Source organism: Advenella incenata (assembly GCF_004217095.1).
GTDB lineage: Bacteria > Pseudomonadota > Gammaproteobacteria > Burkholderiales > Burkholderiaceae_B > Advenella > Advenella incenata.
This window is the reverse complement of record NZ_SHKO01000002.1, coordinates 824,229-849,568: the sequence shown is the minus strand read 5'-3', so window position 1 is coordinate 849,568 and position 25,340 is coordinate 824,229. Positions and strand designations below refer to the sequence as shown.

General features: G+C 52.4%; 24 protein-coding genes and 1 pseudogene. 17 read left to right on the top strand and 8 right to left on the bottom strand.

What is annotated here, in order from left to right:
- Window positions 1-68: 68 nt before the first annotated feature.
- The 11 genes and pseudogenes from EV681_RS15170 (at window position 69) to EV681_RS22555 (ending at window position 11,180) form a co-directional block, all read left to right on the top strand.
- Window positions 69-974 (top strand): LysR family transcriptional regulator, encoded by a 906-nt coding sequence (locus EV681_RS15170; RefSeq protein WP_130304463.1) that lies wholly within the window; start codon window positions 69-71, stop codon window positions 972-974.
- Window positions 975-1,244: 270 nt separating this feature from the next.
- Window positions 1,245-2,090 (top strand): NAD-dependent epimerase/dehydratase family protein, encoded by an 846-nt coding sequence (locus EV681_RS15165; protein ID WP_130304462.1) that lies wholly within the window; start codon window positions 1,245-1,247, stop codon window positions 2,088-2,090.
- A 180-nt stretch (window positions 2,091-2,270) separates the two neighbouring features.
- Window positions 2,271-3,152 (top strand): ABC transporter permease subunit, encoded by an 882-nt coding sequence (locus tag EV681_RS15160; RefSeq protein ID WP_130304461.1) that lies wholly within the window; start codon window positions 2,271-2,273, stop codon window positions 3,150-3,152.
- The gene (locus tag EV681_RS15155; RefSeq protein WP_130304460.1) at window positions 3,149-3,865 is read left to right on the top strand and encodes an ABC transporter ATP-binding protein; all 717 of its coding nucleotides are present in this window, start codon (window positions 3,149-3,151) and stop codon (window positions 3,863-3,865) included. The genes EV681_RS15160 and EV681_RS15155 overlap by 4 nt, the downstream gene beginning before the upstream one ends.
- Window positions 3,866-4,174: 309 nt before the next feature.
- Entirely contained in the window at window positions 4,175-5,170 is a 996-nt protein-coding gene (locus tag EV681_RS15150) for an NrtA/SsuA/CpmA family ABC transporter substrate-binding protein (RefSeq protein WP_130304637.1), read from the top strand.
- Between the two features lie 30 nt (window positions 5,171-5,200).
- Entirely contained in the window at window positions 5,201-6,604 is a 1,404-nt protein-coding gene (locus EV681_RS15145) for an NtaA/DmoA family FMN-dependent monooxygenase (RefSeq protein WP_130304459.1), read from the top strand.
- A gap of 20 nt (window positions 6,605-6,624) precedes the next feature.
- Entirely contained in the window at window positions 6,625-7,929 is a 1,305-nt protein-coding gene (locus tag EV681_RS15140) for an acyl-CoA dehydrogenase family protein (protein ID WP_165393069.1), read from the top strand.
- Window positions 7,930-7,964: 35 nt separating this feature from the next.
- Window positions 7,965-8,978 carry a Bug family tripartite tricarboxylate transporter substrate binding protein gene (locus EV681_RS15135; RefSeq protein WP_130304457.1) on the top strand — a complete coding sequence of 338 codons (1,014 nt, stop codon included), beginning with the start codon at window positions 7,965-7,967 and terminating at the stop codon, window positions 8,976-8,978.
- 160 nt (window positions 8,979-9,138) lie between these two features.
- Window positions 9,139-9,373: pseudogene (locus tag EV681_RS15130) on the top strand (Rid family hydrolase); the annotation flags it as partial.
- A 988-nt stretch (window positions 9,374-10,361) separates the two neighbouring features.
- Window positions 10,362-10,817 (top strand): GNAT family N-acetyltransferase, encoded by a 456-nt coding sequence (locus EV681_RS15120; protein ID WP_130304456.1) that lies wholly within the window; start codon window positions 10,362-10,364, stop codon window positions 10,815-10,817.
- Window positions 10,818-10,937: 120 nt separating this feature from the next.
- Entirely contained in the window at window positions 10,938-11,180 is a 243-nt protein-coding gene (locus EV681_RS22555; protein WP_165393067.1) for a hypothetical protein, read from the top strand.
- A 50-nt stretch (window positions 11,181-11,230) separates the two neighbouring features.
- Here the strand turns inward: EV681_RS22555 and EV681_RS15115 are convergent, their stop codons facing one another.
- Together EV681_RS15115 and EV681_RS15110 are read right to left on the bottom strand one after the other, a co-directional pair.
- Window positions 11,231-11,419 carry a hypothetical protein gene (locus EV681_RS15115; RefSeq protein ID WP_130304455.1) on the bottom strand — a complete coding sequence of 63 codons (189 nt, stop codon included), beginning with the start codon at window positions 11,417-11,419 and terminating at the stop codon, window positions 11,231-11,233.
- A 62-nt stretch (window positions 11,420-11,481) separates the two neighbouring features.
- Window positions 11,482-11,712 carry a hypothetical protein gene (locus EV681_RS15110; protein ID WP_130304454.1) on the bottom strand — a complete coding sequence of 77 codons (231 nt, stop codon included), beginning with the start codon at window positions 11,710-11,712 and terminating at the stop codon, window positions 11,482-11,484.
- An 85-nt stretch (window positions 11,713-11,797) separates the two neighbouring features.
- Between EV681_RS15110 and EV681_RS15105 the strand changes: the two genes are divergently transcribed.
- Window positions 11,798-13,471 carry a sulfatase family protein gene (locus EV681_RS15105; RefSeq protein ID WP_130304453.1) on the top strand — a complete coding sequence of 558 codons (1,674 nt, stop codon included), beginning with the start codon at window positions 11,798-11,800 and terminating at the stop codon, window positions 13,469-13,471.
- 184 nt (window positions 13,472-13,655) lie between these two features.
- Here the strand turns inward: EV681_RS15105 and EV681_RS15100 are convergent, their stop codons facing one another.
- From EV681_RS15100 to EV681_RS15085, 4 genes are all read right to left on the bottom strand, one after another.
- The gene (locus tag EV681_RS15100) at window positions 13,656-14,381 is read right to left on the bottom strand and encodes a hypothetical protein (RefSeq protein WP_165393066.1); all 726 of its coding nucleotides are present in this window, start codon (window positions 14,379-14,381) and stop codon (window positions 13,656-13,658) included.
- Window positions 14,382-14,452: 71 nt separating this feature from the next.
- Window positions 14,453-14,728 (bottom strand): type II toxin-antitoxin system RelE/ParE family toxin, encoded by a 276-nt coding sequence (locus tag EV681_RS15095; RefSeq protein ID WP_130304451.1) that lies wholly within the window; start codon window positions 14,726-14,728, stop codon window positions 14,453-14,455.
- Complete coding sequence (locus EV681_RS15090; protein ID WP_130304450.1) at window positions 14,725-14,997, bottom strand: CopG family ribbon-helix-helix protein; 273 nt, start codon at window positions 14,995-14,997, stop codon at window positions 14,725-14,727. The genes EV681_RS15095 and EV681_RS15090 overlap by 4 nt, the downstream gene beginning before the upstream one ends.
- Before the next feature lie 157 nt (window positions 14,998-15,154).
- On the bottom strand, window positions 15,155-15,730 hold the full coding sequence (locus tag EV681_RS15085; RefSeq protein ID WP_130304449.1) for a CGNR zinc finger domain-containing protein: 576 nt from the start codon (window positions 15,728-15,730) through the stop codon (window positions 15,155-15,157).
- Window positions 15,731-15,833: 103 nt separating this feature from the next.
- Here EV681_RS15085 and EV681_RS15080 point away from each other — a divergent pair, with 103 nt between their 5' ends.
- The 5 genes from EV681_RS15080 to EV681_RS15060 all read left to right on the top strand — a co-directional run bounded on the left by EV681_RS15080 (window position 15,834) and on the right by EV681_RS15060 (window position 23,183).
- Window positions 15,834-17,006: an epoxide hydrolase family protein gene (locus EV681_RS15080; RefSeq protein WP_130304448.1), complete on the top strand. Its 1,173-nt coding sequence runs from the start codon at window positions 15,834-15,836 to the stop codon at window positions 17,004-17,006.
- A 675-nt stretch (window positions 17,007-17,681) separates the two neighbouring features.
- Entirely contained in the window at window positions 17,682-19,115 is a 1,434-nt protein-coding gene (locus tag EV681_RS15075; RefSeq protein WP_130304447.1) for a hypothetical protein, read from the top strand.
- Between the two features lie 203 nt (window positions 19,116-19,318).
- Window positions 19,319-20,116, top strand: coding sequence for a hypothetical protein (locus EV681_RS15070; protein ID WP_130304446.1), 798 nt, complete (start codon window positions 19,319-19,321; stop codon window positions 20,114-20,116).
- Between the two features lie 452 nt (window positions 20,117-20,568).
- Window positions 20,569-21,297, top strand: a complete 729-nt coding sequence (locus EV681_RS15065; RefSeq protein WP_130304445.1) for a hypothetical protein — start codon at window positions 20,569-20,571, stop codon at window positions 21,295-21,297.
- An 860-nt stretch (window positions 21,298-22,157) separates the two neighbouring features.
- Window positions 22,158-23,183, top strand: coding sequence for a DNA cytosine methyltransferase (locus EV681_RS15060; protein WP_130304444.1), 1,026 nt, complete (start codon window positions 22,158-22,160; stop codon window positions 23,181-23,183).
- Here EV681_RS15060 and EV681_RS15055 read toward each other — a convergent pair.
- The gene (locus EV681_RS15055) at window positions 23,180-24,331 is read right to left on the bottom strand and encodes a restriction endonuclease, SacI family (RefSeq protein ID WP_165393065.1); all 1,152 of its coding nucleotides are present in this window, start codon (window positions 24,329-24,331) and stop codon (window positions 23,180-23,182) included. The genes EV681_RS15060 and EV681_RS15055 overlap by 4 nt on opposite strands.
- Window positions 24,332-24,744: 413 nt before the next feature.
- Complete coding sequence (locus EV681_RS15050; RefSeq protein WP_130304442.1) at window positions 24,745-25,293, bottom strand: nuclear transport factor 2 family protein; 549 nt, start codon at window positions 25,291-25,293, stop codon at window positions 24,745-24,747.
- Window positions 25,294-25,340: the final 47 nt, after the last annotated feature.

The following is a 25,340-nucleotide window of genomic DNA, read 5'->3' as shown; positions in this document are numbered from 1 at the left end:
TGATAAACAGCATAAAAATGAACGCACTGTTCTCTTAATAGCGAACAATGGACTGTCAAGGCACAACAATGCAAAACCTCCAACCCATCCTCATTTTCATCACGGTGGCGGAAATGGGCAGCTTCACCCACGCAGCCGATAGCCTGGGCATCCAGAAAGGACGAGCCTCAACCGCGGTCCGCAAGCTGGAAGAAGATCTTGGTGTCAGACTCCTGCATCGGACGACGCGTAGTGTGCAGTTGACAGAAGACGGACGGGTATTTCACGCACGTGCCCGTGATCTGCTCGCTGAAGTGGATGACCTGCATTCCATGTTCGCTGGCGATCAAGTGGCACTGCGCGGACGCTTGCGCGTTGATCTGCCAAGCGAGCTGGCGCGCACCACTATCGTGCCCGCCCTGCCGGCCTTTATGGAGACATATCCCGAGCTGGAGCTGGAGATGTCGAGTACGGATCGCCAGGTCGATCTGGTACAAGAAGGGTTTGACTGCGTATTGCGACTTGGTCCCATCGGGGACGAGACACTGATTGCCCGCCCGCTGGGCAAGTTACGCATGATCAACGCCGCCAGCCCAGCCTATCTGGCGCGCTATGGCGTTCCTTTATCACTGGAAGATCTCAAGCGTCAGGAACATCGGGTTGTTCATTTTTCGCCGATGCTGGGCGCAAGGCCTTATGGGTGGGAGTACCCAGACAGAGACAGCTATGCGACGCTTCAATTGCCGGGTGCGCTACACGTTAATAACGCGCAGACCTACGAAGCTGCTGCCCTGGCCGGTCTTGGCCTGATTCAGGCGCCACGCATAGGAATTGGCCAATATCTGGAGAGTGGAACGCTGGTGGAGGTTTTGCCCGATTTTCGGCGCCGGGCATTGCCCGTGTCCCTGGTCGTGGCACATCGGCGCAATCTGTCGCGCCGGGTCCGCGCGTTCATGAAATGGATCGCAGGCGTGCTGACGCCGTATCTGGAATGAAGCGTGGCAGCTACTGGTCTGCTGGCTTAATGCCGCTATTGCCCAAAAATCTCTGCCGTGTCTTCGCTGCCGCCAATCATCGGGAGCTCGTCTAAAATGCTGAAAGCACGATAAAGCAGGCCAGAAAGATGCGTCCACGAGGATCTACACTCCGCGCTTTACGCTTCATGCTCAGCTGTGCAAGTAGCGAGCGTATGATAGATGTGATTATCTTAAAGCGCTGAAAACAATCATCCACAATTGAAACACATACGTAATTAAGTAACCCATATGAATACGCTTTTGCTGATAGGTGGTGACCTCTGTGAACGGACAGCGACGCTGTTTGATCCGGCCCATTGGAAATGCATTGGTCTGCGCCGCAGCAAGGTGACGCCTGCCCGCGAAAACATTATTGCATGGCACGAGGCTGATCTACTAAACCCGGACAGCCTGTCTTTCCTAAGCACAGAAAAATTCTCCGGGATCACTCATATTCTGTATGCCCCATCGCCAGACAGCAGGACAGAAGCACACTACACGGGGGTGTACTCGCTTGGCCTGCCAAGGCTGCTGAGCAGCCTGCCCGCCGGTTGCCTGAACCGGCTACAGCGTTGTGTATTGGTAGGGTCGTCTGCCGTTTGGGGGCCGTCCGATGATTGGGTAGACGAAGATACGCCGGTTGAGCGCACGAACTTTCGGGCCGCTTCGCTGCTGCAAGCCGAAGATGCATTGCATGCGTCGTTATCGCCAGGTGCTGCGGTCTCGCTGCGTTTGTCAGGTTTGTACGGCCCGGGGCGGGTGCAGTTACTCAAAGGATTGCAGGCAGGCACGATCACCGCGCCAGACGGGCCTGGCCATTGGGCAAACCGAATTCATATCGACGATGCTGCACGCGCCTGCGCGCATTTGCTAACGATAACCAATCCTCAACCACTTTACATAGGAACGGACAATTGCCCCATGCCAACGGCCGAGCTATACGACGCGCTGGCGCAGATGGTGGGTGCATCTTTGCCTGCTCGGCAACTTCGGGCGCCCAGCGGCAAACGGCTATCGAACGCGCGGCTGCGAGCCAGCGGCTGGACACCTGCATGGCCCAATGCGCTTGAGGGATATGCTGCGCAACGAGTGTGAGTAAAGTTGAAGAGATTAGTCATCACACCGTGGTGCCATATCATCAGCGCTATGCCTAAACCTTGCATATTAAAATAATAATATAGTATTTAAACAGCAGGCAGCACGCAGTTTATAGTGTGATTACTCACAGCGCATTGCAATTGTTCAATGCGCAAGTATTTGTATTGTGCATCTGCCATGTCATCTTCAGAAGTCATCACATCAGCGCCACCCCGATCCCTTGTCCGCGAAGGCCAGGACAGTACTATTGCGAGGAAGGCATCCACCCGGAAAAGCGCCAATAAATCACAACTGAAATTACAAACCATTTCCTGGATTGTACCGGTGCTGATCCTTGCTGTCTGGGAACTGCTTTCTCGCATTGGCTATATCGCGCCGCAGATCCTGCCCGCGCCCAGCAGCGTGGCGCAGACGGGGGTTGAACTCATGCAGAACGGCACCCTGCTTGTCCATTTGGGCTACAGTCTGGCCCGCGCCGCTGTCGGTTTTGTCATTGGCGGGGCGATCGGATTTGCACTGGGGCTGGCAGTGGGTTTCTCTCGCCTAGCCGAAGCGGTGCTGGACCGTTCCGTGCAGATGATCCGGGCCGTCCCGTTTATGGCGCTGCTGCCACTGGTTATTGTCTGGTTCGGCGTCGATGAGTCAGGCAAGATTTTCCTGGTCGCCCTGGCCGTGATGTTTCCCATTTATATCAATACGGTCCTGGGCATTCGCCAGGTTGACCCGAAATTGCTGGAAGTGGGCCGTGTCACCGGATTGAGCCGGCGTGAACTGGTGCGTTGGATCATTCTGCCTGGCGCCATGCCTTCCATCCTGACAGGCGTGCGCTACGCACTCGCAGTTGCATGGCTGGCACTGGTCATCGCAGAAACCATCGCGACCAACAAAGGCATCGGATTTCTGGCCATGGATGCGCGCGAATTTCTGCAGACCAATGTGATCGTGCTAACCATCCTGATTTACGCAATTATCGGCGTGATCGCCGATAGCGTTGCCAAAACGCTTGAACGCAAACTGCTGGCCTGGCACCCTAACTTCGACAAGGATGGCAATCAATGAGCAGCCTATCGAACACCCGTCTTGCAGTCAGTACCCGCGGTTTACGCCGACAGTATGGCGAGCAGATCATCATCGACAATCTGGATCTGGATATCGAATCGGGCGAGTTTGTTGCTCTGCTTGGCGAAAGTGGCTGCGGCAAGACCACACTGCTGCGGGCATTGGCCCGGCTCGACCAGATTGATGCCGGCACCATCAATGGCCCCACACATCCGGCAGTGGTGTTCCAGGAACACCGGCTGCTTCCCTGGGGACCGCTATGGCGCAATGTCGCGCTGGGGATGGATAATGCATCCGGCAAAGCCCAGGCCATCGCGGCGCTGCGCGAAGTCGGGCTGCAGGGCCGGGAAAACGACTGGCCGCGCAGTCTCTCGGGAGGTCAGGCGCAACGGGTCGCACTTGCCCGTGCCCTGGTTCGTGAACCCCGATTGCTCCTGCTGGATGAACCGTTTGCCGCCCTGGACGCCCTGACCCGCATCAAAATGCATGTGCTGGTCAAAGAACTGGTACAGCGCCACACCCCCGGTGTGCTGTTGGTCACGCACGATGTGGATGAAGCCATCGATCTGGCTGATCGTATCCTCGTGATGCGCAATGGTCGGATCGCGCAGAGCTATCAAACCCGCTCTTCAAGCCAGCAGACCCGTGCCACCCTGCGCCTGGAACTCTTGCGGGCGCTTGGGGTAGATATCTCGCAGTTACAGGCCGCGTAAAGCGCGGCGCTTCGCGCGCATCAATAAATCCTTGACCTGCCTGTGTAACAGGCTTAGGGCGGCCCCGGCTTTACCCAAAATTATTTCATTTGAAATATTAATGAGTCAGTTTTTTTATCTTCCTACGCTCTATTTAGCGTAAACGTCGAATCGGAATACTTCATGAAACCCAGATTTTCTTCCCCAGAATTGACCAACAGGGACCTTGACACACTGGCGAGCAGCTCTGCGTCAACGCCGTCGCCCGCTGCAGCCAAAGCGGCTGATCTGAACGCATCCGCGCTGTCTTCACCGGCTCTGGCCAGCGCCATGCGCCGTCGGATGCTCCTGGGAGCAGGTGGTCTGGGCGCCCTTTCTCTTGGCGCGTTGGGCGCAGGTGGACTGCTGTTGCCGCAGGACGGGTTCGCCCAGGGCACCCGCAATACCGATACGGTGCGGGTCGGTTATGGCCGCGGCGGGCTGACCCTGGTGGCGCGGGAACGGGGTGAGTTCGAGAAGACCCTGGCTGCGCAGGACATCAAGGTGCAATGGGTGGGGCCTTTCCCCAACCATGCGCCCTCGCTACAGGCAGTAGTGGGAGGCAGCGCAGATTTCGGCTTCTGGGGCAGCACCACGCCGGCACTGGCGGCCATTATTGCCGGCTCGCCCCTTGTGTTTACACAATTTAACGTCTACAACCCGCGTAGCACCGCCATTATCGTCAAGAAGGATTCGGGCATCAACTCGGTCAAAGATCTGGCTGGCAAGAAAGTGGCGGTCAATCGCTCTGGCCTGGGCGAATTCCTGCTGGTCGCAGCCCTGGAAAAGCACGGCGTAGACCGCAAGTCTGTAGAGGTGGTCTACCTGAACCCGCCTGATGCGGCTCCCGCCTTTGGCCAGGGCAAAGTCGACGCCTGGTCCATGTGGTCTCCTGCCGTGGATATTGCGCGTGTGAAATTTGATGCCAAAGATATTTTCTTTGAAGGCACTGATCTTGATTTTCTGATTGATTATTCTTCACTGGTTACGCTGCGCAAGTTTGCTACAGAGAACGGCGCCCTGGTACGCGCGGTGATCAATGCCTGGCTCGACGAAGGCAAATGGGTAGATGCCAATGCACGGGAATCGGAAACCCTGGCGCAGAAAGAAGGCAACTACAGTGACGAGGTCCGCGATCACCTGATTGGCTACAACCGCCAGAACACCTTCTATGAAGCCGACGACACGGCATTCCTGCATCAATTTCAGCGTGCGGCCGATTGGCTTGCCGAGCGCGCCATTCTTCCCAAGAAGATTACAGTCGCCGACCACGTTGTGCGCGTCTGATTGACTAACCTCCTTCGACAAGGAAAAACCATGTCAGAAAAAAAAGCAATCCGACTCGGCGTCAATGTCCTGGCCTCAGGCCGGCACGACGCCGCCTGGAAAACCCTGCCCAACCCGGCCACGATCTCGACTGATATCGATGAGTTCGTGAAGATTGCGCAAGTGGCTGAACGCGGCCTGATTGATGCGCTGTTCCTGGCAGACGGGCCGGGCGGGCTGGTACCCGAAGCGTATAGCCGACCGTGGCGAGCCCTGGACCCGCTCACGCTGCATGCCGCGTTAAGCCAGGTGACGCAACATATTGGCCTGGTGGTCACCACAACGACCCTGTTTGGACATCCCTACACCGTTGCCCGGCAAATTGCCTCGCTGGACCATATCAGCAAAGGACGCGCGGCATGGAACATTATTACCAGCCAGGCGCCTGTGGCCCAGGCGGCCTATGGCGTTGACCACGCGTTCGGGCAGGAAGATCGTTACCAGCGCGCCCGTGAATTCGTGCAGATCGTCACCGGCTTATGGGACTCGTTCCCCGGCGAAGCTGTCATTGCCGATGCCCAGCGCAATGTCTTCGTAGACAAGCAGCTGCTGCGCCCGATTGACGTGCAGGGCACGCATTTTCGCAGCGCAGGAGCGCTATCGACGCCCGTATCACCGCAAGGCCGGCCAGTGATTTTCCAGGCCGGGCAATCCGAGGACAGCAAGGCGTTTGGCGCGCGCTGGGCCGATGCCCTGTTTACCGGTCAGCGCATCCTGGAAAACGGACAAAAATTTTATGCCGATGTAAAGGCACTGGCCAAGGGCTTTGGACGCAACCCGGACCAATTATTGGTCATGCCAGGCTTATTTCCCATTCTTGGGAGCACCGAAGCAGAAGCGAACCGCCGCAAGGATGAGCTGGACGAGCAACTGGACCATGAAGGCTTGCGCCGTGAACTGGCGCGTCACTTTGCGCTGGACCCGGACGATCTGCCTTTTGACCTGCCCCTGCCCTACGACAAAATCGACGCGGCAGAGCCAAACGTGCCTATCGCATCGCGCTGGCATCGCCGCGAAATTCTTAACGAAGCGCGGCTACGCAACTGGACCGTACGCCAGGCGGTACGAGGAAATCTGGTGGGTGGCCACCGCGTCATTGTAGGCACGCCCGAGCAGGTGGCGCAGGACATTATTCACTGGATCGATCAGCAGGCGGCCGATGGGTTCAACCTGAATATTGATGTGCAGACCAGCGGGCTGCAAGATGTGGTGGACCACCTTATTCCCGAGCTGCAAAAGGCGGGCCGTTATCGCCGCGAATATGAGGGTTCCACATTGCGCGAGAATCTGGGACTGATCCACGCGAACGCTGGCAGTACCAACGCAAGCACCCGCACCGGCGCTTTTGCGGACTCAAGCGAGCTAGCGCGCTCAACCGAACCGGCCGCAACATAAGTTTTAGGGTAATGCATAGTATGAATGATGAAAACAGACAGGAAATGGCCGCCCTGCTTGCGGCCCAGCAATCACGCGTGACGCAGATTCAGGATGCCCTGCTCGATTGGCACGAGGTAACCAAGCGACTGGGCTACGTGGCGCTTTTCGAACAATTTGCGGCAACCGCAGCGCAACGCGATGTGCAGCACCGGTTGGCCCGAGATGAAGCTGTGCAGATCAAGGCGCAGGGATTCGGTGCACTGCGACTTGCGCAGGCCGACGGCGGCGCAGGGGTTTCGCTACCAGAACTGTTCTTTGTGGTGCGCGACCTGGCCCGTGCCGATCCGAACATTGCCCATATTTTCCGCAATCATTTCTTTGCCGTTGAACAGCATCTTGCTGCGCCTGACACCGCTTTCGCGCGTCGCTTGCTACCACAAGTTGCTCAGGGGAAAACGCTGGGCGTGGCATTTAACGAGTTGACCGGCGAGCCTGCTGGCGCCGTCGGACGCACGCCTGGCACGCAACTGGAAAAGGACGATACGCAGTCTGGCTGGCGCATCTCCGGCACGAAAGTCTACTCAACGGGCAATCTATACGCCGATTATCTGCTGGCCTCTGTCTCGGATCCCGATTCCGGAACGGTAAAACAGTTCTTTGTCGCCACCGATGCCCCGGGCGTGCGCCTGGATGATGACTGGCATGGCTTTGGCCAGAAGCTTACCGGATCGGGCACCACGGTATTCGATCGGGTGCATGTTGCGCCGGAAGATTTATTTGACACACCGCCTCGTCCGACCGTAGATACGCCATGGGGGCCGCGCGTACTGTTCGGTTTCACCTTTCACCAAGTCTACCTGACCGTGATCATTACCGGCGTGGTTGATCGCATTCTGGCCGATGCCCTCGCGCTGGTCGGCAAGCGCCAGCGCAACTATTACCATGGCCTGGCCGATCTGCCCGCGCTGGAACCCGAGATCCAGTCAACAATCGGACGCATTGCCGCCTGGCGCAACGCCGCATTGGCCAGCACAGACCGGGCCATCCATGCGCTGGATCGAGCCTGGCAGCACCGAAACGACACCAACGCCTACGAGACTTCGCGTCTGTCAACGCTGGCGGCCTCAGAGGCCAAGGTGGTGGTGGACGAGACGGCAGCCACACTGGCCAGCCTGCTGATTGATGTTGCCAGTGGCAGTGGCGTGTCCACGCAAGCTGCGTTGGACAGGCACTGGCGCAACATTAAGGTGATCGCCTCGCACAACCCGCGCATCTACAAAGAGCGGGTACTGGGCGACCACTATCTGAACGGAACGGATTTGCCAACTGGCGCCTTCTTCTGACGATTGACCACTTTGGCTTTCCGGATATTTTCGACATGCACTCCTCTTGCCTCTTGCGTCGGTTCTTGGCCGTCGCGCTCGTTGCCGCTACTCACGCCTTTACCACGGGTTTTGCCCAGGCTGCTGAACCCGCAGACCCCGCATGGCCCAGCCATGCGCTAAAACTGATTGTGCCGTTTCCACCCGGGGGCGCTGCCGATTTGATCGGTCGTTATTACGCGGAACAGTTGGGGCGGGACCTGGGCCAGCCGGTTGTTATCGAAAACCGTCCGGGGGCCGGCACAGCCATTGCTGCAGAAACTGCTGCGCGTGCCGCTGCCGATGGCTATACCTTGTCGCTTGCCACCAGTGGGCAACTGACTATTCTGCCCGGCCTGAATGGTTCGCTTCGCTTTGACCCGGTAAAGGATTTCCAGCCAGTCTCCCTGCTTGCGTCGGTCCCCAATGTCGTCGCAGTCAATGCCAACAATACGGATATCCGGTCATTGCAACAGTTGGTCGACGCGGCCAGAGCCGATCCAGGCAAAATTTCCTATTCGTCCTGTGGTATGGGTACCCTGTGTCATCTATCCGGCGAGTTGCTGCAGAATCTGACTGGTATCAAGCTGCTTCATGTTCCCTATAAAGGCAGCGCGCAGGCCGTATCCGATCTGCTGGGTGGCCAGATTCAGGTCAGTGTGGACACGCTGACCATTCTTGCACCTCATATTCGTGCAGGGAAACTGCGCGGCCTGGTCGTGGGTGCGCCCTTGCGCTCCCCACTGATTCCCGATGTGCCCAGCGCCAATACAGCGGATCTGCCTGGTTTTATTGCTTCTGGGTGGTTTGGAGTGGTGGTGCCTTCAGGTACGCCGCAGCCTATCGTACAGCGCCTGCATCAGGCGATAGAACGCATCGCCACCTCGCAAGACACAGAAAAGATTTTTGCTGAAAACGGCATTACGGTCGAACATAATACGCCGCAGCAGTTTGCCCGATTGATTCAAGATGATCTGCTGCGATGGCAAAAGGTAATCGACACGGCAAAGGTGCCCAAGGTCGGTTATTGATGCGCGCTTCGAGCTACAAGCCATGATGTAACTGGCGCGCGGGCCTGCTGTTAAATGATGAATGTGTTGAAGCATTCTAAACATAGTTGCGACGCCAGATTATTCATTATTATTTAAATCATTACCTTGCCGGGATTACCAACATAAGTAAAACGGATTGAAAGTATGCCTGGCCTTCCGGAACCTTAATGCCATCCTTGCCGAAGCCGGTTGCAGCTTCAGCGATGTGATCGATGTAACGGTGTTCATGGTGGACCCGGACAAGCACTTCGAGCGAGCCTGGGACGTGGCTGCCGAATATTGGGGCGAAGCGCCGTATCCAGCGACAACGGCTGTCGGGATTTCAGTTCGAGATCAAAGTTATCGCCAAGCTGCCCGATGCCGTGAAGTCATAAATAGTGTGAACGTCGCCAAAGCGACTGGCCGCAGGCAACTGATTATCGCAGCCCTGTGCACCGAAACTTGCGTCGCAATACCTGTCATTCAGGCGGTTGGCGACGGCTGGGACATTACCGTGTTCACCGACGCGTCGGGTGCGATTTCGAAGGATCGCGTATCTTGGTAACAGCAGTTGTTCAACACGCTGGCGTTCAAAAACGCGGATTGATTCCCGGGTGCCGACACTTGCCTTGAAGAAAACCTGCCATTGGTCGAGCATGAATAATTTATGCTCGACCAAGTACTATCTGTAAAGCATTACTGATAAAGCATTACACGAAAAAGTCACCACTGCCTATGAGATCCCCAATAATTGGGAGCCCGTCTAAAATGCTAAAAATAGTATCAAGAAGGCCGGAAATCAAATCCATCATTTTCTCCAATCGGTTAGTAGGTATTAAATGGTTAGCAGGTGTTTCTTAATACACCCGGGATAACTTTATGTTACTTGCTTCCGGTTTGTACATTGCAACCAGGTAAGAAATTGTATTTTTTATTTCATTTGAAATAATGACGCAGGCTTATTGGTGAATATTGCAGGTGATAGAAAAAATCAAAAAGCCATATTTTACGGGCTCTATGGGCAAGAAATTCGCAAATTGAAAGTTTAGCTTTGCATGCCACGCAATTAGTTACAAAATTTTCTAATTTTTAATTAGTGACGATTTTATGAATTTTTTTTGCCGGATAATGATGGCCAGAGATGAAATTTTGTAAATGCGTTGTGTAACCGACACCTGTTATTGGCGTCATTCATTTTTGAATCAAAGACAGCGAGTAAGCGAATAAAATCGTGCTCCTGGAACGCGCCGCTTCCCGTACACGAATGAAATATGACTGCCTGATGTATCTGCCGTGAATCTGCAGAGATTGGCAGATCAGCGAGCGCGAATTGCTCACAACGCCATTCATTTGGCACGCACTAAACATACGGAACAAGCCACAATGAAGATCGAGATCGACGACCTTTCACGCGATGAGACTCAGGCCCTTCTCAACGAACACTTGCAGAGCATGTACGAACTCTCACCGCCAGAGAGTGTACACGCATTGGATCTTGACAAACTCCGGCAGCCAGACATCACATTTTGGACAGCCTGGGACGGTCCGCGACTGCTTGGTTGTGGCGCCTTAAAAGAACTGGATAGTAAACATGGCGAGGTCAAGTCCATGCGTACGCCCCAGGCACTTCGTCGCAACGGCGCAGGGCGAGCCATTCTTGCACATGTGATTGACATTGCCAGGTCAAGAGCATACGAACGATTGAGCCTGGAAACTGGCACAATGGGGGAATTTCTGGCAGCCAGAAAGCTATACGAAAGCTTCGGCTTCACGTATTGTGATCCCTTTGGTGAGTACGTCGAAGACCCCCATAGCGTCTTCATGACGCTACATTTATAAATATCGTTATTTGGGATGTAGCAGTCATCTATTTGTTGTCCGCCAACAAGGTGCGTAACAGGCGTGCCCAGCTCGAAACCTTATAATGCCAATCGTAATCAAGCACAACGTGGAAACAGAATGAACGGGGGGCAATTACTACTGGTCGGCGCCGCCTTAGTCATCATCGCTTTGTTGGCGTGGCGTGATATTAAGCGATATCAAGTGCGCAAACGACGGGACACCTCAAGTGCGGTCATCTATACAGGCGCGGTCGGCACCGAGAGCTGGGCTGATGGGGGCACGCATTGCAGCGTCTCGGATGCGGGCGGCGACTGTGGTGGTGGCAGTGGTGGTGATAGTGGCGGCGGCGGGTCAGACTAAACAGCGTACCCAACTCGCAAGTGCGATAGCCCTACCTTTTTCTGCCCAACTTAGTCGAGACCATGAGCAATAACAGCAAGGCAGGCTGTCAAATGGCATGACCATTTTTCTAATTCATATGGCATAATAAGCGCCATCGGCTCTTCCCATGCCAGAGCCTCCTTACCAGGCCGCTTCAATAAAGTCGCTTCACTAAAGTTGCCAATGGTATTGTCAATATCTGCAGGTCTGGTGAGCATGGTACTCGAAGTAGGGACGTACAGAATCCATGCTGACCGATGCCAAACTGCGGAACCTCCAATCAAAGCATAAGCGCGACCAGGCGAATGAGTGCCACGGCATCTGCCTGGCTCTTTGCGTAACCATGACGCCCCGCCGCATCATTAACCCTGCGCCAGACCACGCGATCCGCTGCAAACACAGGACCGTCATCCACGGTCGCATACACAATCGAATCAAGAATATCGCCCGGCAAACAGCGTTGGTCGACGCCATGGCACTTGGGTACCTTCGATACCCTGAGCGCCGCCACTACCCTGCTTTACTCAATCAAACGCCACACAAAAATCAAGGTTATACCCCCTCTCATCCACCTGCAAACTAAGGAGATCCTGGTCATGGCAGAGAACAATGGGCAATTCAATTTCCTGATTATTACCACTGACGAGGAGCGTTACCCTCCGGTCTATGAAGGCGCGAGTATTCGACAATATCGCCAGGAGTATCTGCAAGGCATGGCCGCGCTGCGCGAAAACAGCCTGGAGATGCACCGGCATTACACCGCCAGCACGGCCTGTAGCCCCAGCCGGACAAGTATTTACACCGGCCAGTACCCTTCCCTGCATGGCGTCACGCAAACGTCTGGCATGGCCAAAGAATGGTACGACCCGAGCATGTTCTATCTGGACCCCAACACCGTACCCACCATGGGCGATTATTTTCGCGCCGGCGGCTATCGCACCTTCTACCGCGGCAAATGGCATCTATCGCACCCGGACATCATTCTGCCCGGCAGTGTGGATGTCATGATGAGCACCAATGACGACGGCACATCCATACCGCGCGCGCAGGAACTGTATAAATCAGCAAATAAACTGAATGAATATGGCTTCGAAGGCTGGATCGGCCCCGACCCGCATGGCTCGGCCAAAGCCAACGCGGGCGTTAACCGCGACCCGGGCTTTGCCCAGCAGATTATCAGCCTGCTGGACTCGCTGGAAAACGATGACAGCGATCAACCCTGGCTGACTGTGGCCTCGTTCACCAATCCGCATGACATCGTGTTCTTCGGCACGCCGTGGCTAAAGGGCTTCGGCTACAACTATGATTTTCCGGATTTCATCAAGAACCTGAACCTGCCGCTGCCGCCGACCCGCTGCGAGGATTTGTCCACCAAGCCACGCGCGCAGAAGGATTATGCTGAAAAATACGGTGAAATGTTCTTCCGCAACCCGACCATCCCTCAGTACTTCCAGATGTATTACTACCTGCAGTACGTGGTTGATCAGGAAATCCTTAAGGTTTACCAAAGGCTGCGCAACAGCCGGTTCTTCGAAAACACAATCGTCATCTACACATCCGATCACGGCGATATGCTGGGCGCGCACGGCGGCATGCACCAGAAATGGTATAACGCCTACGAAGAATCCCTGCATATTCCATTCATCATATCCAATCCCACCTTGTTCAGCGGCCAGAAACACAGCCAGGCATTAAGCAGTCATGTAGACATCCTTCCTACCCTCCTGGGCCTGGCCGGCATCAGCCAGGAACAAGCCGCCAGCGAGCTGCAACCCAGCCATTCCGAAGTACATCCGCTGGTGGGTGCAGACCTGTCCGAACTGGTGCGCAGCAGCGGCGCCAGCGGCAACAGTGACGACGCGCTCTATTTCATGACAGATGACGAGGTGAGCGAAGGCCTGAGCGACGTCAATCCACGCGGCAACCCGTATTCGCCCATAGCCGAGCCCAGCCATATAGAAACCGTTATCACACATCTAATCAATGATATCGGCGAAAAACAGCTGTGGAAATACTCGCACTACTACAGCAACCCCAAATTCTGGGGCGGAGCCAGCAACCCGGACCAAAGCATTAGCCCACAGCCTGAAGGCGGCCCGGCCGAATTCGAGCTGTACAACCTGAGCGAAGACCCGTTGGAAACCAACAATCTGGCCGGTAACTGCGGCCAGACACCCGCACCCGACTCCGTGGTCAAGGCGCTGCAGGCCGTGATGCGGGAGCAGCGACGCAAAAAACGGTTGCGGCCGAATGGGCAGGCGACTGATTAATGCAGTCTCGATATCCAGTGAGGAGCCTATCCTGTCTCGATGGCAAATTCACCGCGCGTTCTTGTCATAACTCTCAAACATGTTCATGTTGGATCATCTACGGGAGTGACCCGGGCAAGTGTCGAATCGTACGGGAGCAGAGTGTATTAGAAATTAACATCCGTACCACTGCTTAACTACCTTTTTATTTTTTCTTTTGATCGTTTACTTTATTCAGTGCAAGCTGTACCAAGTCTAGCTTATAGCGATAATATTCATAAACAGGCTTTAAGGCGAGTGAGCCAAGTGATAAGCCCAAAATGAACATAAGAAAGTAGAATAAGGCACCACCCCAAGAGTTCGCAAACAGGTTTTCATTAAATACTCTATCGAACCATCCTAGCGAATCCAGGTCTTTTATTATTGGGATAGTAAGAGCAAGAAGAGAGAGAACAGCTGTCTCCTTTCCCAATATTACAGTTATACGCCCTTCCACACGTCTTAATTTCAAAATCAGGTGTTGTTCTACCATTTGAAGTTCAGATGGGCAAAAACGAACTAAGCGAGCAACATGTTTTTGTTCTTTTTTGACTTCATTCAGGAAAGTCTGCCAACTGATTTTTTTCCATCGGCAAAGACTGAACACTGCACAAATGGGTGAGATCATTATTGCCAACAGCGCTAATATTTGACATAACAAACCGATAGTGATCGCGGTGAACTTCACTCCTGACGAGAGAGGGTGGTACATGTGCCAAAGTGCGAACCCTCCCACAAGTACAAAACACAAGAAACTGAAACCGAGTAGCCAATTGGAGATTTGTTGTGCTTTTCTCATTGGATGAGTCCGATCCCTACCCGAACTTAAGGGTTCAATGTATTGTAATGTCTCCAGTAACGTCAGGGTGCGCTTGGGCTTTTCCGTATTCATTAAACAACTCTCATCGAAATATTAGAATTAAATAACGCTATAACGCACCCAGCTGCGCGGGCTCAACTGAATTACCGATATTCCCTGGTGTGCCACAACCGCAGCACATAGATTGTTTCGCCCTGAATTTCGTAGCGAATTTCATATTGTCCTGCCAGAATGCGTCGCACCTCACGTGGCTCGAACTGAAACAGTTGTTCGCCAATGCGCGGGTTGGTTAGCAAGATAGTTGGAGCTTTGGTCAGTTGTTGCACCGCTCGGGCGGCGGCTGACTTGTTCACTGGGGCTAAAAATTCGTATAAACGCGCCAAATCGGAAAGCGCCTTGCTAGTCCACTTCAAGATCATGAGCGAGGTACCGGCAGTGGTTCCTGGTCGCTCAGGCTGTCAGCCCAAGCTTGCACGGCTTGATGATCAACAAAATGACCATCATCCACTTCGGCCAGCGCCTCCTGTGTCAGGCGGTCGCGCTCTTCCTCCTGGGCGATCCAGGCTGACAGTGCTTGTTTCATAATCCAGCCACGAGAACGTTCAAGTCGATCTGCCAATTGATCCACTTTCTCTGCCAACAGTACGGGGACGTGCGCGGTAAGCACGCGTGTTTCGGCTTTAGGCATAGTATCCACCTCTTGGTATATTTGATTCAAAATCAATCATACTGATTAATATTGACTAGATCAAGCCACAGGCCTCTATCCGAGCAAAGCCTTTATATACTCAATGCAAGAGATGTGCCGAAGTTTTGCCTACGCCTGGACATAGCCACCGTAACAGTTACTCCCCCAACTTGGCCTTCTTCCGCCGTTTCGCAACAAACCGCGCTTTCTTCTCCTTATTCCCGCACGTACCCATATCGCACCATCTGCGCGTACGACTCTGGCTAGTGTCAAAGAACGCGGCCTGGCAGCTTGGTGACGCACACAAAGCCAGTTTGCCGTCCCGTTCGCCTGCCAGGATGCTGATCGCATCGGCAGCAATTACGCCCAAAGCATCTTCCACACTGGATGTCGAGCCAAGCTTCCATTGCCGCTTGCCTTCGGGCGTCAGGAATGCAGCAGCCCTGCCCTGGGCGCTGTAGTAATTGATGACCTGCACCGCAGGCGTAGGCAGCGCGCGCCCGATCGCGGCAGCTGTCGCGGCGGCGTGAATAGCCTCCCTTAGTTCCCGCGCGCGGTTGAACTGGGCCGTCGTACACGTTTTTACCGCCAGGCCATAGACGGCCAGCCAGTCAACAAGCCGCTGCGGCGTAGGAATACGCTCGATAGGATTGCCGCAACGCTCGGAAAGCGTCCCCGTAAAGCTTGTTGCCAGCACATTGCCGAGGCGAAAGTCAGGATATTCAGCACGCATGGAACCACCTTAGCTGGTTGACGTTATTATTGATGACATGTTACAACCATCTTAGCCGGTTCGCAATAGTTTGTGGCCGGATCCACGATCGCAAGGAGATGTCATGCCTAGTCTGACCAGCGAAGTACACGCATTTGAAGCCCACGCAACCGACGCCGACCTGGACGATCTGCGTGCCAGATTAGCCGCAGCGCGGCTGCCAGAGGCCGAGACGGTCTATCGCCCCGCCCCCGACCCGCACCGCTGGGACCAGGGCGTGCCGCTAGCCGACCTTATCGATGTCGTGAACTACTGGCGCACCGAATATGATTGGCGAGCGTTCGAAGCGCGCCTGAATCAGATTGGCCAGTTCCGAACGACTATCGATGGCTTGGGAATTCACTTCCTGCACCGCCGGTCTAAGCGTGCTAACGCCACGCCCCTGATCATGACGCACGGCTGGCCAGGCAGCATTGCCGAATTTGTCGATATCATCGACGAGCTGGCAGACCCCAAAGACGCTGACGCCCCGGCGTTCCATGTTATGGCCCCGTCGCTGCCCGGCTTTGGCTACAGCGACAAGCCGACCACCACCGGCTGGGGAACCGAGAAAATCGCAGCCACCTGGGTGGAACTGATGGGAAGGTTGGGCTACAGCAAGTTTGTCGCGCATGGCGGCGACTGGGGAGGCGTGATCACCACCATCCTGGCCGGCCGGTTCCCTGAACACGTTCTTGGCATCCACTCTACGCTCGCGCAAGCGCCGCCAGGGTTGACAACAGATGGGCTGACGACGGCCGAGCGCCAATGGACCGAGCAAACCCACGATTTCTGGCGCAACCGCGCTGCATACGCCAAGCAACAGGCGACCCGCCCCCAGACCACTGGCTACGTGCTCGTGGACTCCCCAGTCGGGCTGCTGGCCTGGATCATGGACAAATTTTATGAGTGGACAGACAGCGAAGACAGCCCATTCGAGCGGATCTCCCGGGACCGCATTCTTGACAACGTTACCCTGTATTGGCTAACACGCAGCGGCGCATCCGCCGCCCGCATCTATTATGAAAGCCACAACTCGCTTGATCCGGAACTACGGGTGGATGTGCCGGCGGCAATCAGCATTTATCCCAGGGATATTGAGAAGTGTCCGCGCCCCTGGGCGCAGGAGCGGTATCGGAAGATTGTGAGATGGAGAGAGCCTGAAGTTGGGGGGCATTTTCCGTCGCTGGAGGTGCCGGGGGAGTTTGTTAGGGATTTGAGGGAGGGGTTGGGGGTGGTGTTGGACGCTGGGCGATGAATGCGTTATTCGCAGCGCCGTCGATTGCGGCTGGAAATATTGTGTGGATGAGGCTTGGTTTATTCACAGTGGCACGGGCCGGGACATCAGACAATAGAGTTCGGATACTTTTCTTTTAATAATATCATCTGTAATTCCAAGCACAATAACCTGAGCTCGTCGATCCTCGGGCCTGTGTAACATGCTCAGCACCGCGCTAAATGGCAGCGTGAAGTCATGCAAATCTGACAAGGAATCGACCCGGTGCGCTGTAGTCCCTCAAGCGCGCCAATACCAGTGAGAACAACAGGCTCGGCCGATTGCCCAACAATAATAACCGAGCCGAAAATCTAGCTGTTCGCCGACTCGTATCGAGTCGCCGCGCGGCGGCCGTCATTAGTCTGTTCCGGTCAGCCAAAATGAATGGGCACGTTCTGCATACTTAACTGACGGACGTCAGGACGGGCCTGCCGACATCCGAATAGCAGGCACCAAGAATTGGATCCCGTAAAACCGGATATCTGATCTCTAAAAAGACAGTGGTTGCTTGCGCGGCCATGGTAATGCAGGTTTACCGGATGCTTAATAGATACCAAGACCGATGCCTGTTTAATCCAAACCTCCTTAAGGGATTCCCCTGATTGAGACTATTTGAAACTATGGTAACTTATAGTAACAGCCATTTCGAGGACTAACGTGTCAGTACAAAGTTTATCAGACTACTATGGTGTTGACGCGGCTGTTTTTGACGAAACGGGGGCGCTTGATCCAATTCTGGGTATTGATACTCGCCTATTCATCGATCCCCGGCTATTAGATACTACAAAGGCTCCTGAACTGTCGCAGAGCGCTGGAAAAATGTCTGCCCACTTTTGTGACGTGCTAACTGTAGTTGAGAAAATAAAAACAAAAGGCGATGTTTTCTGGCGAACGGCAAACACCCAACTTACTTTTCCTGAGGTCAAAGGCTTAGCCATCGGTTACTCTGGAGCCGGGGTGAACGGGCGGGGAATGGGGCCTAAAATAAGAGCACAACTTCTCGAAACCATACAAGATATTATTGCGGCCGGCAACAGCGACCCCTCGATTTTTGAACTAGTAGGAGTATTTGAGGAAGGAATCGGCCCGGATTTCATAAGCGACATGATCGCCACCATAATCATGCCCGATTTGATTTCCTTTACACAGCGAGTATGCAATGAGACCGAAATACCTATGGAGCAACAAAGGCTCTCTAAAGTATACCCCCGGGCAAATTTGCCAAAGAATCCATTTTCCAATAAGCCAATAGTCCTGATTCCGAAAGATGTATTGCGAGCGCTTCCTGTTGCAGAAAATATGCAAGATGTTTTTTTCATTGCTGAGCAAAATGAAGCACTCAGGAGAGAGCTAAATAAACATATTGGGGAGTCTTGGCGAGAGAGGACCCTATCAGAAAAGAAATATGGTCTTAAACAATCTTTTCTCAATGATCCCCAAACTCTTGCGGATGTCATCGAAGCATACCTCAAATTTGACATCGCCCCTTATGATTTCATCGATGACCCTTTAGGTCAAATTCGATGGTATCAGTCAACAAAAAATTTGCCGCAAGAACACTTGCTTCCTTTATCTCTACCCAGAAGCCCAACAGCAATACAAGTCTTCAAAGTTGTGAAAGCAATATGTGAACAGTTCAAAGATCTTGTCGAGCAAGGTCAACTGTGCAAACTACTCTATGACCGAGACGGCAAAGCCAAACATGAATCTGCAGCACAGTTACTGTTTTTTGGCATGGCATCGGCATACTGCGAAGCCAACAATTTAGACCTCTCTCCAGAGAGTGATGCTGGACGTGGGCCTGTTGACTTCAAAATAAGCTCCGGCTTTAAAGGGAAAGTAGTAGTTGAAATAAAACTAACAAGTAACAAGAGCCTTTTAAGAGGCTTCCAGGTCCAACTTCCTATCTATCAACGGTCAGAAAAGAGTCTGCTAGGGATCTACTTAGTGATCGACAATGGAGGAGCATCCCCTGAACGACTACGCATTTTCAAAGAAGCCATCGCCGAGACAAAAGGACATACTCCAGAACTGTTCTGGGTAGACGGTGAACCCAGAGTGTCGGCAAGCAAAGCATCCGAAGATTATTAGCTCGATCACAAGGAATAACACCTCTCGAGCCATATCCATAGTCAGCATATTGATTTTATCGATCACAAATACCAGGATTAGCTGCGCAATGCCACACACAAATTTGGATTTCTGCGACAGACAACTAATTGACTGATTGTCGACTTTTAATCTTCATTCTAAATACCACCTCCTCTATAGCTCAATAAGAAAGGATATTAAAATTGGCCTACTCCGCTACAGTTTTCAATGTACTAATAGCGTCACCATCAGATGTAAACGAAGAAAGAGAAGAGATTGCACGAACCATTCACGACTGGAATTCTCTAAATTCACAAGAAACGGGAAAAGTTTTGCTACCAGTCAGATGGGAGTCACACAGCGCACCAGCTATGGGTGACCGTCCTCAAGGGATAATAAATAGTCAAATTGTCCGGGACTGTGACATGTTAATTGGGGCATTTTGGACAAGACTGGGATCACCCACTGGAGTCGAAGACAGTGGCACGGTAGAAGAAGTAAAGCTTTTTCTAAAACAACAGAAACCTGTAATGCTCTACTATTCCAAAAAACCAGTTGTGATGGATGACGCCGATCTAGAGCAGGTACAAAAGCTCAAGGATTTTAAAAAATCCATTAGGGACAAAGGCATCCAAGAGGAATATAACAATATTGATGAACTGAAACAGAAATTAATGCGGCAACTAACGATTGTCATGAGAGGAATATCCGTCGGAACCCATGTCAATGCAAAAGTTGTGAAAGAAGCGAAGGCAACACCCCTAGTCGATCCAGCACTAACCAACAAGCCTATAGAAAAAAATACCGACTCAATAAAATTGGTTGAGTATACGGAAAAATCGCTAGTTGTTATTGGCGACACTACTAAGTTCAAGGACAACCTGCTCGCCATCAATGGTAAATGGATAAAATTAAAAGGAGGCGGCTATGGATGGATGTTCTCCAAAAAGCGTCTGAGCGAGGTCGCCAAAATTCTTAACATACCCCCTCGAATGTCCTAAAGCCAATAGTACAGAAGTACGAAGCCTCTACTGTAAGCGGTCGGCGAGGTCACTTGCAGGGTCTTATCTAGGCCGCAAGGATAACTAAGTGCCGGCTGAAGCTTTGCTCCAGAATGAGTACGACTCGCTGGCGTCGTCATTTACCGCGTTGTGTCTACTGTCTGATTTGGTCGTCAAATTGTTTGATAATGCGTGAGAGTCCGGTAAACCCATCTTGAATGTAAGCGGCAGATAGTAGTAGAGGATGGCGGCTCCACAAAATCCGGTTGGCCTCTATAGTACAATATTGACATCGATTGCCGCGATCGCTCTAAGCGACATAGAGAACCGTGGATTCCACGCTGTAGTCCGACTTAAACGTGTTTCAGCCGACGTAACACAATAGCGGCTTATTTCGAGCCTAAAGAGACTCGACCAGTGCTGCCTTGTTTTAAAAAGATGGGAATGAAAGGGTGCCAAAATACTACAAGTTGATAACCGAGAGTACGACCCTCTCCCAACGATCTGGAACCGATGCGGTCATTCCCACAGGCTTCAGGGACCTGAGTACTTCCATAGTCTCATCCTGTACATTCCTGCAAAGTCTTCTGCAGCAGATAATCTACATAACGCACGGAGCTGAACTTCTTACGGCAAAGCGCACACTTAAGGAGTTTCCGAATCCCAAGGCGAGAATAGATTTTCTGTGCTCGTTTCCATACAGCGAGGCTGACCCGGTCATTTTGTCCGTATTTGACTATGCGAGACTTCTGTTCCGGGACCTATACGAACTCAGGAATATCCTGTCACACGAGGTGTGGGCATCTAGCGATGATTATGGCGATGCCGTCCTATTCTCCTGCCTGGACGAAGAAGCCAGACTGCTGATGGTCTCTGGTCGGATCTGGCATACGAAAAATGCGACCTCCCATGAGGTTTTCGACGCCATGGTTCGGTATATTCGGAAAGTGAAAATCGTAGCCATCGCTGACCTCCACGCTGCGATGGGTGATGCCAATTTGTGTTCATGGATTCTCATGCATATCGGCAATGTTCTCAATGAGCAGGATGCTACGAGACAAGCAGAAGCGCGACAGTTTTTCCTACATTACAAGGGAACATCACACCTCTTTGCAGGCACGCCACCGACCACTGGAACCCTAAATTTCAACGCCTCCAGGAGCAGAACCATTCAGGGCTGAATCGGGGGAGCAAGAGTTTTCGCATCCCTCGGTAGGATCGAGAGCGACGGCTGACTGCCCGAAAGCTTGATCGTCAAGGTGTGTCGCCGGACGATAGGATAATGTGTGCGACGAAATGATTATCGTCGACATTGACGGAATCAAGGATACAGAGAAGAAAGTTAAATGAAAGACTTCGCGAAACTGGATTGTTGTCAGTGGCGCAAGTTTAGTCGGCACTCATCAACGATGATCCAAGCCAATATATATCATTGATGTGACCCGGTTCGCTGTACATGCTCAGTCGCGCCTTAAAAAGGCGCACATAATTTGAGGAGCGGAGCTAAGTTGGACTTATTTGCATGCTTCTTCACATTGTGCTCGGCGAGTTCTTCCGTGATTTTTTCTGACGCTCACATCTCCGTACTCCAACAGTTTTTAAACCCGGCGTATCGTAGCCGCCGTGAATCGCACTACCCCTCCCGGCAAGTACATATACGAAACATGATGCTTTTCGTTGCAACCGCAGCCAAAATACTGATATTATATACAGTAGCTAAACCGTACGTTCTGAAGGCTATACTGAGGGGCGCTATTGCTGTTGTCAGGTGATCTACTATACATCTTTGACAGAACCACTACAACTTTGACACCGAAGGCTCTATTCTTTTAGTAACGTAATACGCAGAGCCTCGCACCGTTCAAGTGGTTAACAAGTAATAGTTCGATCAATGCAAAGCTTTTGGAGTACAGTAGAAGCCACAGATTGCGGTTGCATAATTGTTTTTTTGCAACTGCGATGGTACGATGGCCGCGGATTTTCAGAAAGTCCCACATCAGCGAATTTATTATTGTTTACAAAGCGTAATCGGAGCTTGAGCATGACTTCAAATAAGGCAATAGATCTTTTTGCCGGGGCCGGTGGCCTTTCTCTTGGTCTGAAGTTGGCTGGGTGGGATGTACAAATTGCACTTGAAATTGACACCGATGCTGTGACTACTCATCGCGCCAATATGCCTGAAGTTCATCATCTATGCGATGATATTCGAGATGTCGACTTTGCGGAATTCACCGGTTTAGGCTTGGTTGCAGGTGGCCCTCCCTGTCAGCCTTTCTCCGTGAGTGGCAAGCAATTGGGAATACAAGACGTCCGGGATATGGTTCCCCAGTTTGTACGGGCAGTCAAAGAATCGAAGCCAGCGGCCTTTTTAATGGAAAATGTCCATGGATTAACGACAGCAAAATTCCGACCGTACTTAGAAACTCAAATTAAGGCGCTAGCTAGACTTGGTTATGAAGTTCATTGGAAGGTTTTGAACGCAGCAGATTATGGTGTGCCACAAAATCGGAGGCGCCTTTTTATAATTGGGGTTCCAAAAGGAGTTCAATTTCAATTCCCTGAGCCAACGCATGGACCAAACAGCCCGAGACAGACACCGTATGCCAGCGTTCGCCAAGCTATTCACGATGCTCCATACGATGCTCCAAACTCAGCAAAAGTGGTTTATTGTAAGAATCCAATTTTGCGAAAAAGTCCTTACGCTGGGATGCTATTGAATGGAAAGGGGCGCCCACTAAATTTGGATGGTCCCAGCCATACAATCCCAGCTACCGCGGGTGGCAATAGAACCCATATAATAGATATTAAAGGAGTACTCAAGAAATACCATACATTTCTTGCTAATGGTGGCTCACCACGCATAGGTGAGGTCGCTGACTGTCGGCGTTTAACCGTCCGGGAATCTGCTCGGATCCAAACTTTCCCGGATTGGTTCGAGTTTACAGGCCCACGCAGTCGTCAGTACTCCCAAATAGGGAACGCAGTGCCACCACTTCTAGCCAAGGTTGTTGGTGAAGCATTACTGTCCGCGCTAATCACGGTCAACCAGCCAGGAATTGCAGCTTAGTTCCTCGCTGTACCTCCTATTTGCCGCACAGCTTGACTCCAAGCCCACCGATGTCTCGGATCAGCACCTTGTTCTCCCAATGCTTGCCCCACTTGCTGAAGGAGAGACTTCCGTCCTGACTCTCCGAGCAAGGTGCAGCTGAAGCGCAAAAATTCAACTGCCTGTTCAATATATATATTCAAACCAAGCGCAAATTGACTTGATATTATCTCGTCAATTGTCGCTTTGTCTGATTCGGCAATAATACGGCCGCCTGGACGATGGATGAAAAATAAAAGTTCGTAAACATTGGCTAAACGTGCTTTTTCTATACTGTACTCCAGTTCAGCGAGAGTAAGTACACGATCCTTCACCTCAATAGTAAAAACATTTGTACCCTCTATCGAGCACTCAACATCACCTGCACTTTGGGTCGCAGCATCAGCCGCATTAACGTGTCGAGCCCTAATGGTATCGTAGTGTATGCCTTTCGCGCGAAGTGCTAAAACTAGTCCATGTGCAACTGCCTGTAAACGAGTTCCTCCGGAGGATTCGTTTAGATATGTCGTTAAGCAGTTCAATGTATCAACCAAACCAATCCTTTGAGGAACTGGATATTCGAATGACTTGCCTGCCATGTAACGCCTAAGCTGTGCCAGAATAAGCTTCAACTTTTCCTGGACTTGCATAGCTGATGTTGATCGCTGCACGTCATCGAGAATAGACTTAACTAAATCAAACATCACCGGTGAACGCCTTGCCGCTTTCATCTCTTGGTCAAATCTAGGCCTACGAAAAATATTATTTACATATGGATCCCCTGAAGTACCAAGCGGAGCCCCGATGCTAGCGTGCCAAGGAATTATTACTCTTTTAGCAAATTCGCGGGGTTCCCACATACCGGGTTCACCCCCACGTTTCTGAAGGCATAACGCGTCCAGAGCGAAGTCGGCGGCCTTGCCAGCAACTTGGATTAAGATGGAATATTTCCACCCAATCTCATTATGTTCAAATATTTGATAAGCCGCGTCAGAAATATCGCCCTGTGGAAGATCGTCCAGCGGTATCAGTTCCACCTCATTCCATACGGAATTCAGTATGGTACGTGCTGACTCCTCGAATTGAGTGAGAGCCGTGTTTCGTCGTGAATTTTGTCGTCGAGTTGCCATAAGCATTCCATTCAAGACGTAAATAGTAACACTTAGCAACATTGTCGTCACGTACTACTACTAATAACGTAGCGTATGTCATAGAATTGAAGAAGTTCAGTTGAATCAATGCACCTTGAATTTGCCGCTTAATTAATAAATTAAGGAATCTTCGTTAAACTGACACCGAAATATACACTTATGTATGCGTACGGCGTGTAATACATCAGAAAATAATTGTACCGGGCTAAAGAGAATCACAATAAGCCTAATTACAGACTTGATGGGCGCTTCTACCTACTGATCCAAATTCTCCTGCTGACTTTAACTTGCTCCCCAAGACAACTTTGGGGGAATTACATCTTTGGACATTGGACGGACTCACGGGCACACCACTCGTCGTCACACCCGACAGCAACCCGGTGATATTTCACCTACCCTACCAACCCCCACAACGGATCATCCCTCCCCCGCGTCGCTATCTGCATCCCTTCCGCAAACGGCGACTCCGGCGCGTCTTCCAGCAGCAACGACTCATACGCCACCACCCGATTAGCTATCTTCCACGCCCCTTCCCGCTTCTCAAACCTGTCCAGATATCGACACCGCACCTGCGTCTGCTGTCCGCTGCCGCCTACTTTCAATCCAACGTCCGAGGTTGAGGCCCCGTCACCCGGCTTAAGCCGTTGATAAGTCACACAATACGTTTCCACTAATGCAACATCGTCCCCGCGCCAGTCGATCAGGCAGTTGCCCAGCAGGTGCATGGATTGCGCCACGCCTTCATGACGGCGGGTCATCCATTGGATCAGGCCGTCAATGTTGCCGTTGTAGGGGCCGTGGTAGTCCATGGCGTCTGCGTGGTAAACGCCGCGCACCAGGTCAAACTCGCGCCGGTCTACGCCACGGCAATACAGCTGTAATACGCGCTTGATTTCGTCTTCTGCGCTCAGGCGCTGCAGGAATTGGTCATTGTCATTCATGGTTTTTGCTTCACAAATAAGGCCAGGCTGCTTTTCGCCCGGCTATG

Coding starts and splice junctions, on each gene's coding strand:
- EV681_RS15170 (WP_130304463.1), top strand. CDS start 69: ATGCAAAACCTCCAACCCATCCTCATTTTCATCACGGTGGCGGAAATG.
- EV681_RS15165 (WP_130304462.1), top strand. CDS start 1,245: ATGAATACGCTTTTGCTGATAGGTGGTGACCTCTGTGAACGGACAGCG.
- EV681_RS15160 (WP_130304461.1), top strand. CDS start 2,271: ATGTCATCTTCAGAAGTCATCACATCAGCGCCACCCCGATCCCTTGTC.
- EV681_RS15155 (WP_130304460.1), top strand. CDS start 3,149: ATGAGCAGCCTATCGAACACCCGTCTTGCAGTCAGTACCCGCGGTTTA.
- EV681_RS15150 (WP_130304637.1), top strand. CDS start 4,175: ATGCGCCGTCGGATGCTCCTGGGAGCAGGTGGTCTGGGCGCCCTTTCT.
- EV681_RS15145 (WP_130304459.1), top strand. CDS start 5,201: ATGTCAGAAAAAAAAGCAATCCGACTCGGCGTCAATGTCCTGGCCTCA.
- EV681_RS15140 (WP_165393069.1), top strand. CDS start 6,625: ATGAATGATGAAAACAGACAGGAAATGGCCGCCCTGCTTGCGGCCCAG.
- EV681_RS15135 (WP_130304457.1), top strand. CDS start 7,965: ATGCACTCCTCTTGCCTCTTGCGTCGGTTCTTGGCCGTCGCGCTCGTT.
- EV681_RS15120 (WP_130304456.1), top strand. CDS start 10,362: ATGAAGATCGAGATCGACGACCTTTCACGCGATGAGACTCAGGCCCTT.
- EV681_RS22555 (WP_165393067.1), top strand. CDS start 10,938: ATGAACGGGGGGCAATTACTACTGGTCGGCGCCGCCTTAGTCATCATC.
- EV681_RS15115 (WP_130304455.1), bottom strand. CDS start 11,419: ATGCTCACCAGACCTGCAGATATTGACAATACCATTGGCAACTTTAGT.
- EV681_RS15105 (WP_130304453.1), top strand. CDS start 11,798: ATGGCAGAGAACAATGGGCAATTCAATTTCCTGATTATTACCACTGAC.
- EV681_RS15100 (WP_165393066.1), bottom strand. CDS start 14,381: ATGAATACGGAAAAGCCCAAGCGCACCCTGACGTTACTGGAGACATTA.
- EV681_RS15095 (WP_130304451.1), bottom strand. CDS start 14,728: ATGATCTTGAAGTGGACTAGCAAGGCGCTTTCCGATTTGGCGCGTTTA.
- EV681_RS15090 (WP_130304450.1), bottom strand. CDS start 14,997: ATGCCTAAAGCCGAAACACGCGTGCTTACCGCGCACGTCCCCGTACTG.
- EV681_RS15085 (WP_130304449.1), bottom strand. CDS start 15,730: ATGCGTGCTGAATATCCTGACTTTCGCCTCGGCAATGTGCTGGCAACA.
- EV681_RS15080 (WP_130304448.1), top strand. CDS start 15,834: ATGCCTAGTCTGACCAGCGAAGTACACGCATTTGAAGCCCACGCAACC.
- EV681_RS15060 (WP_130304444.1), top strand. CDS start 22,158: ATGACTTCAAATAAGGCAATAGATCTTTTTGCCGGGGCCGGTGGCCTT.
- EV681_RS15055 (WP_165393065.1), bottom strand. CDS start 24,331: ATGGCAACTCGACGACAAAATTCACGACGAAACACGGCTCTCACTCAA.
- EV681_RS15050 (WP_130304442.1), bottom strand. CDS start 25,293: ATGAATGACAATGACCAATTCCTGCAGCGCCTGAGCGCAGAAGACGAA.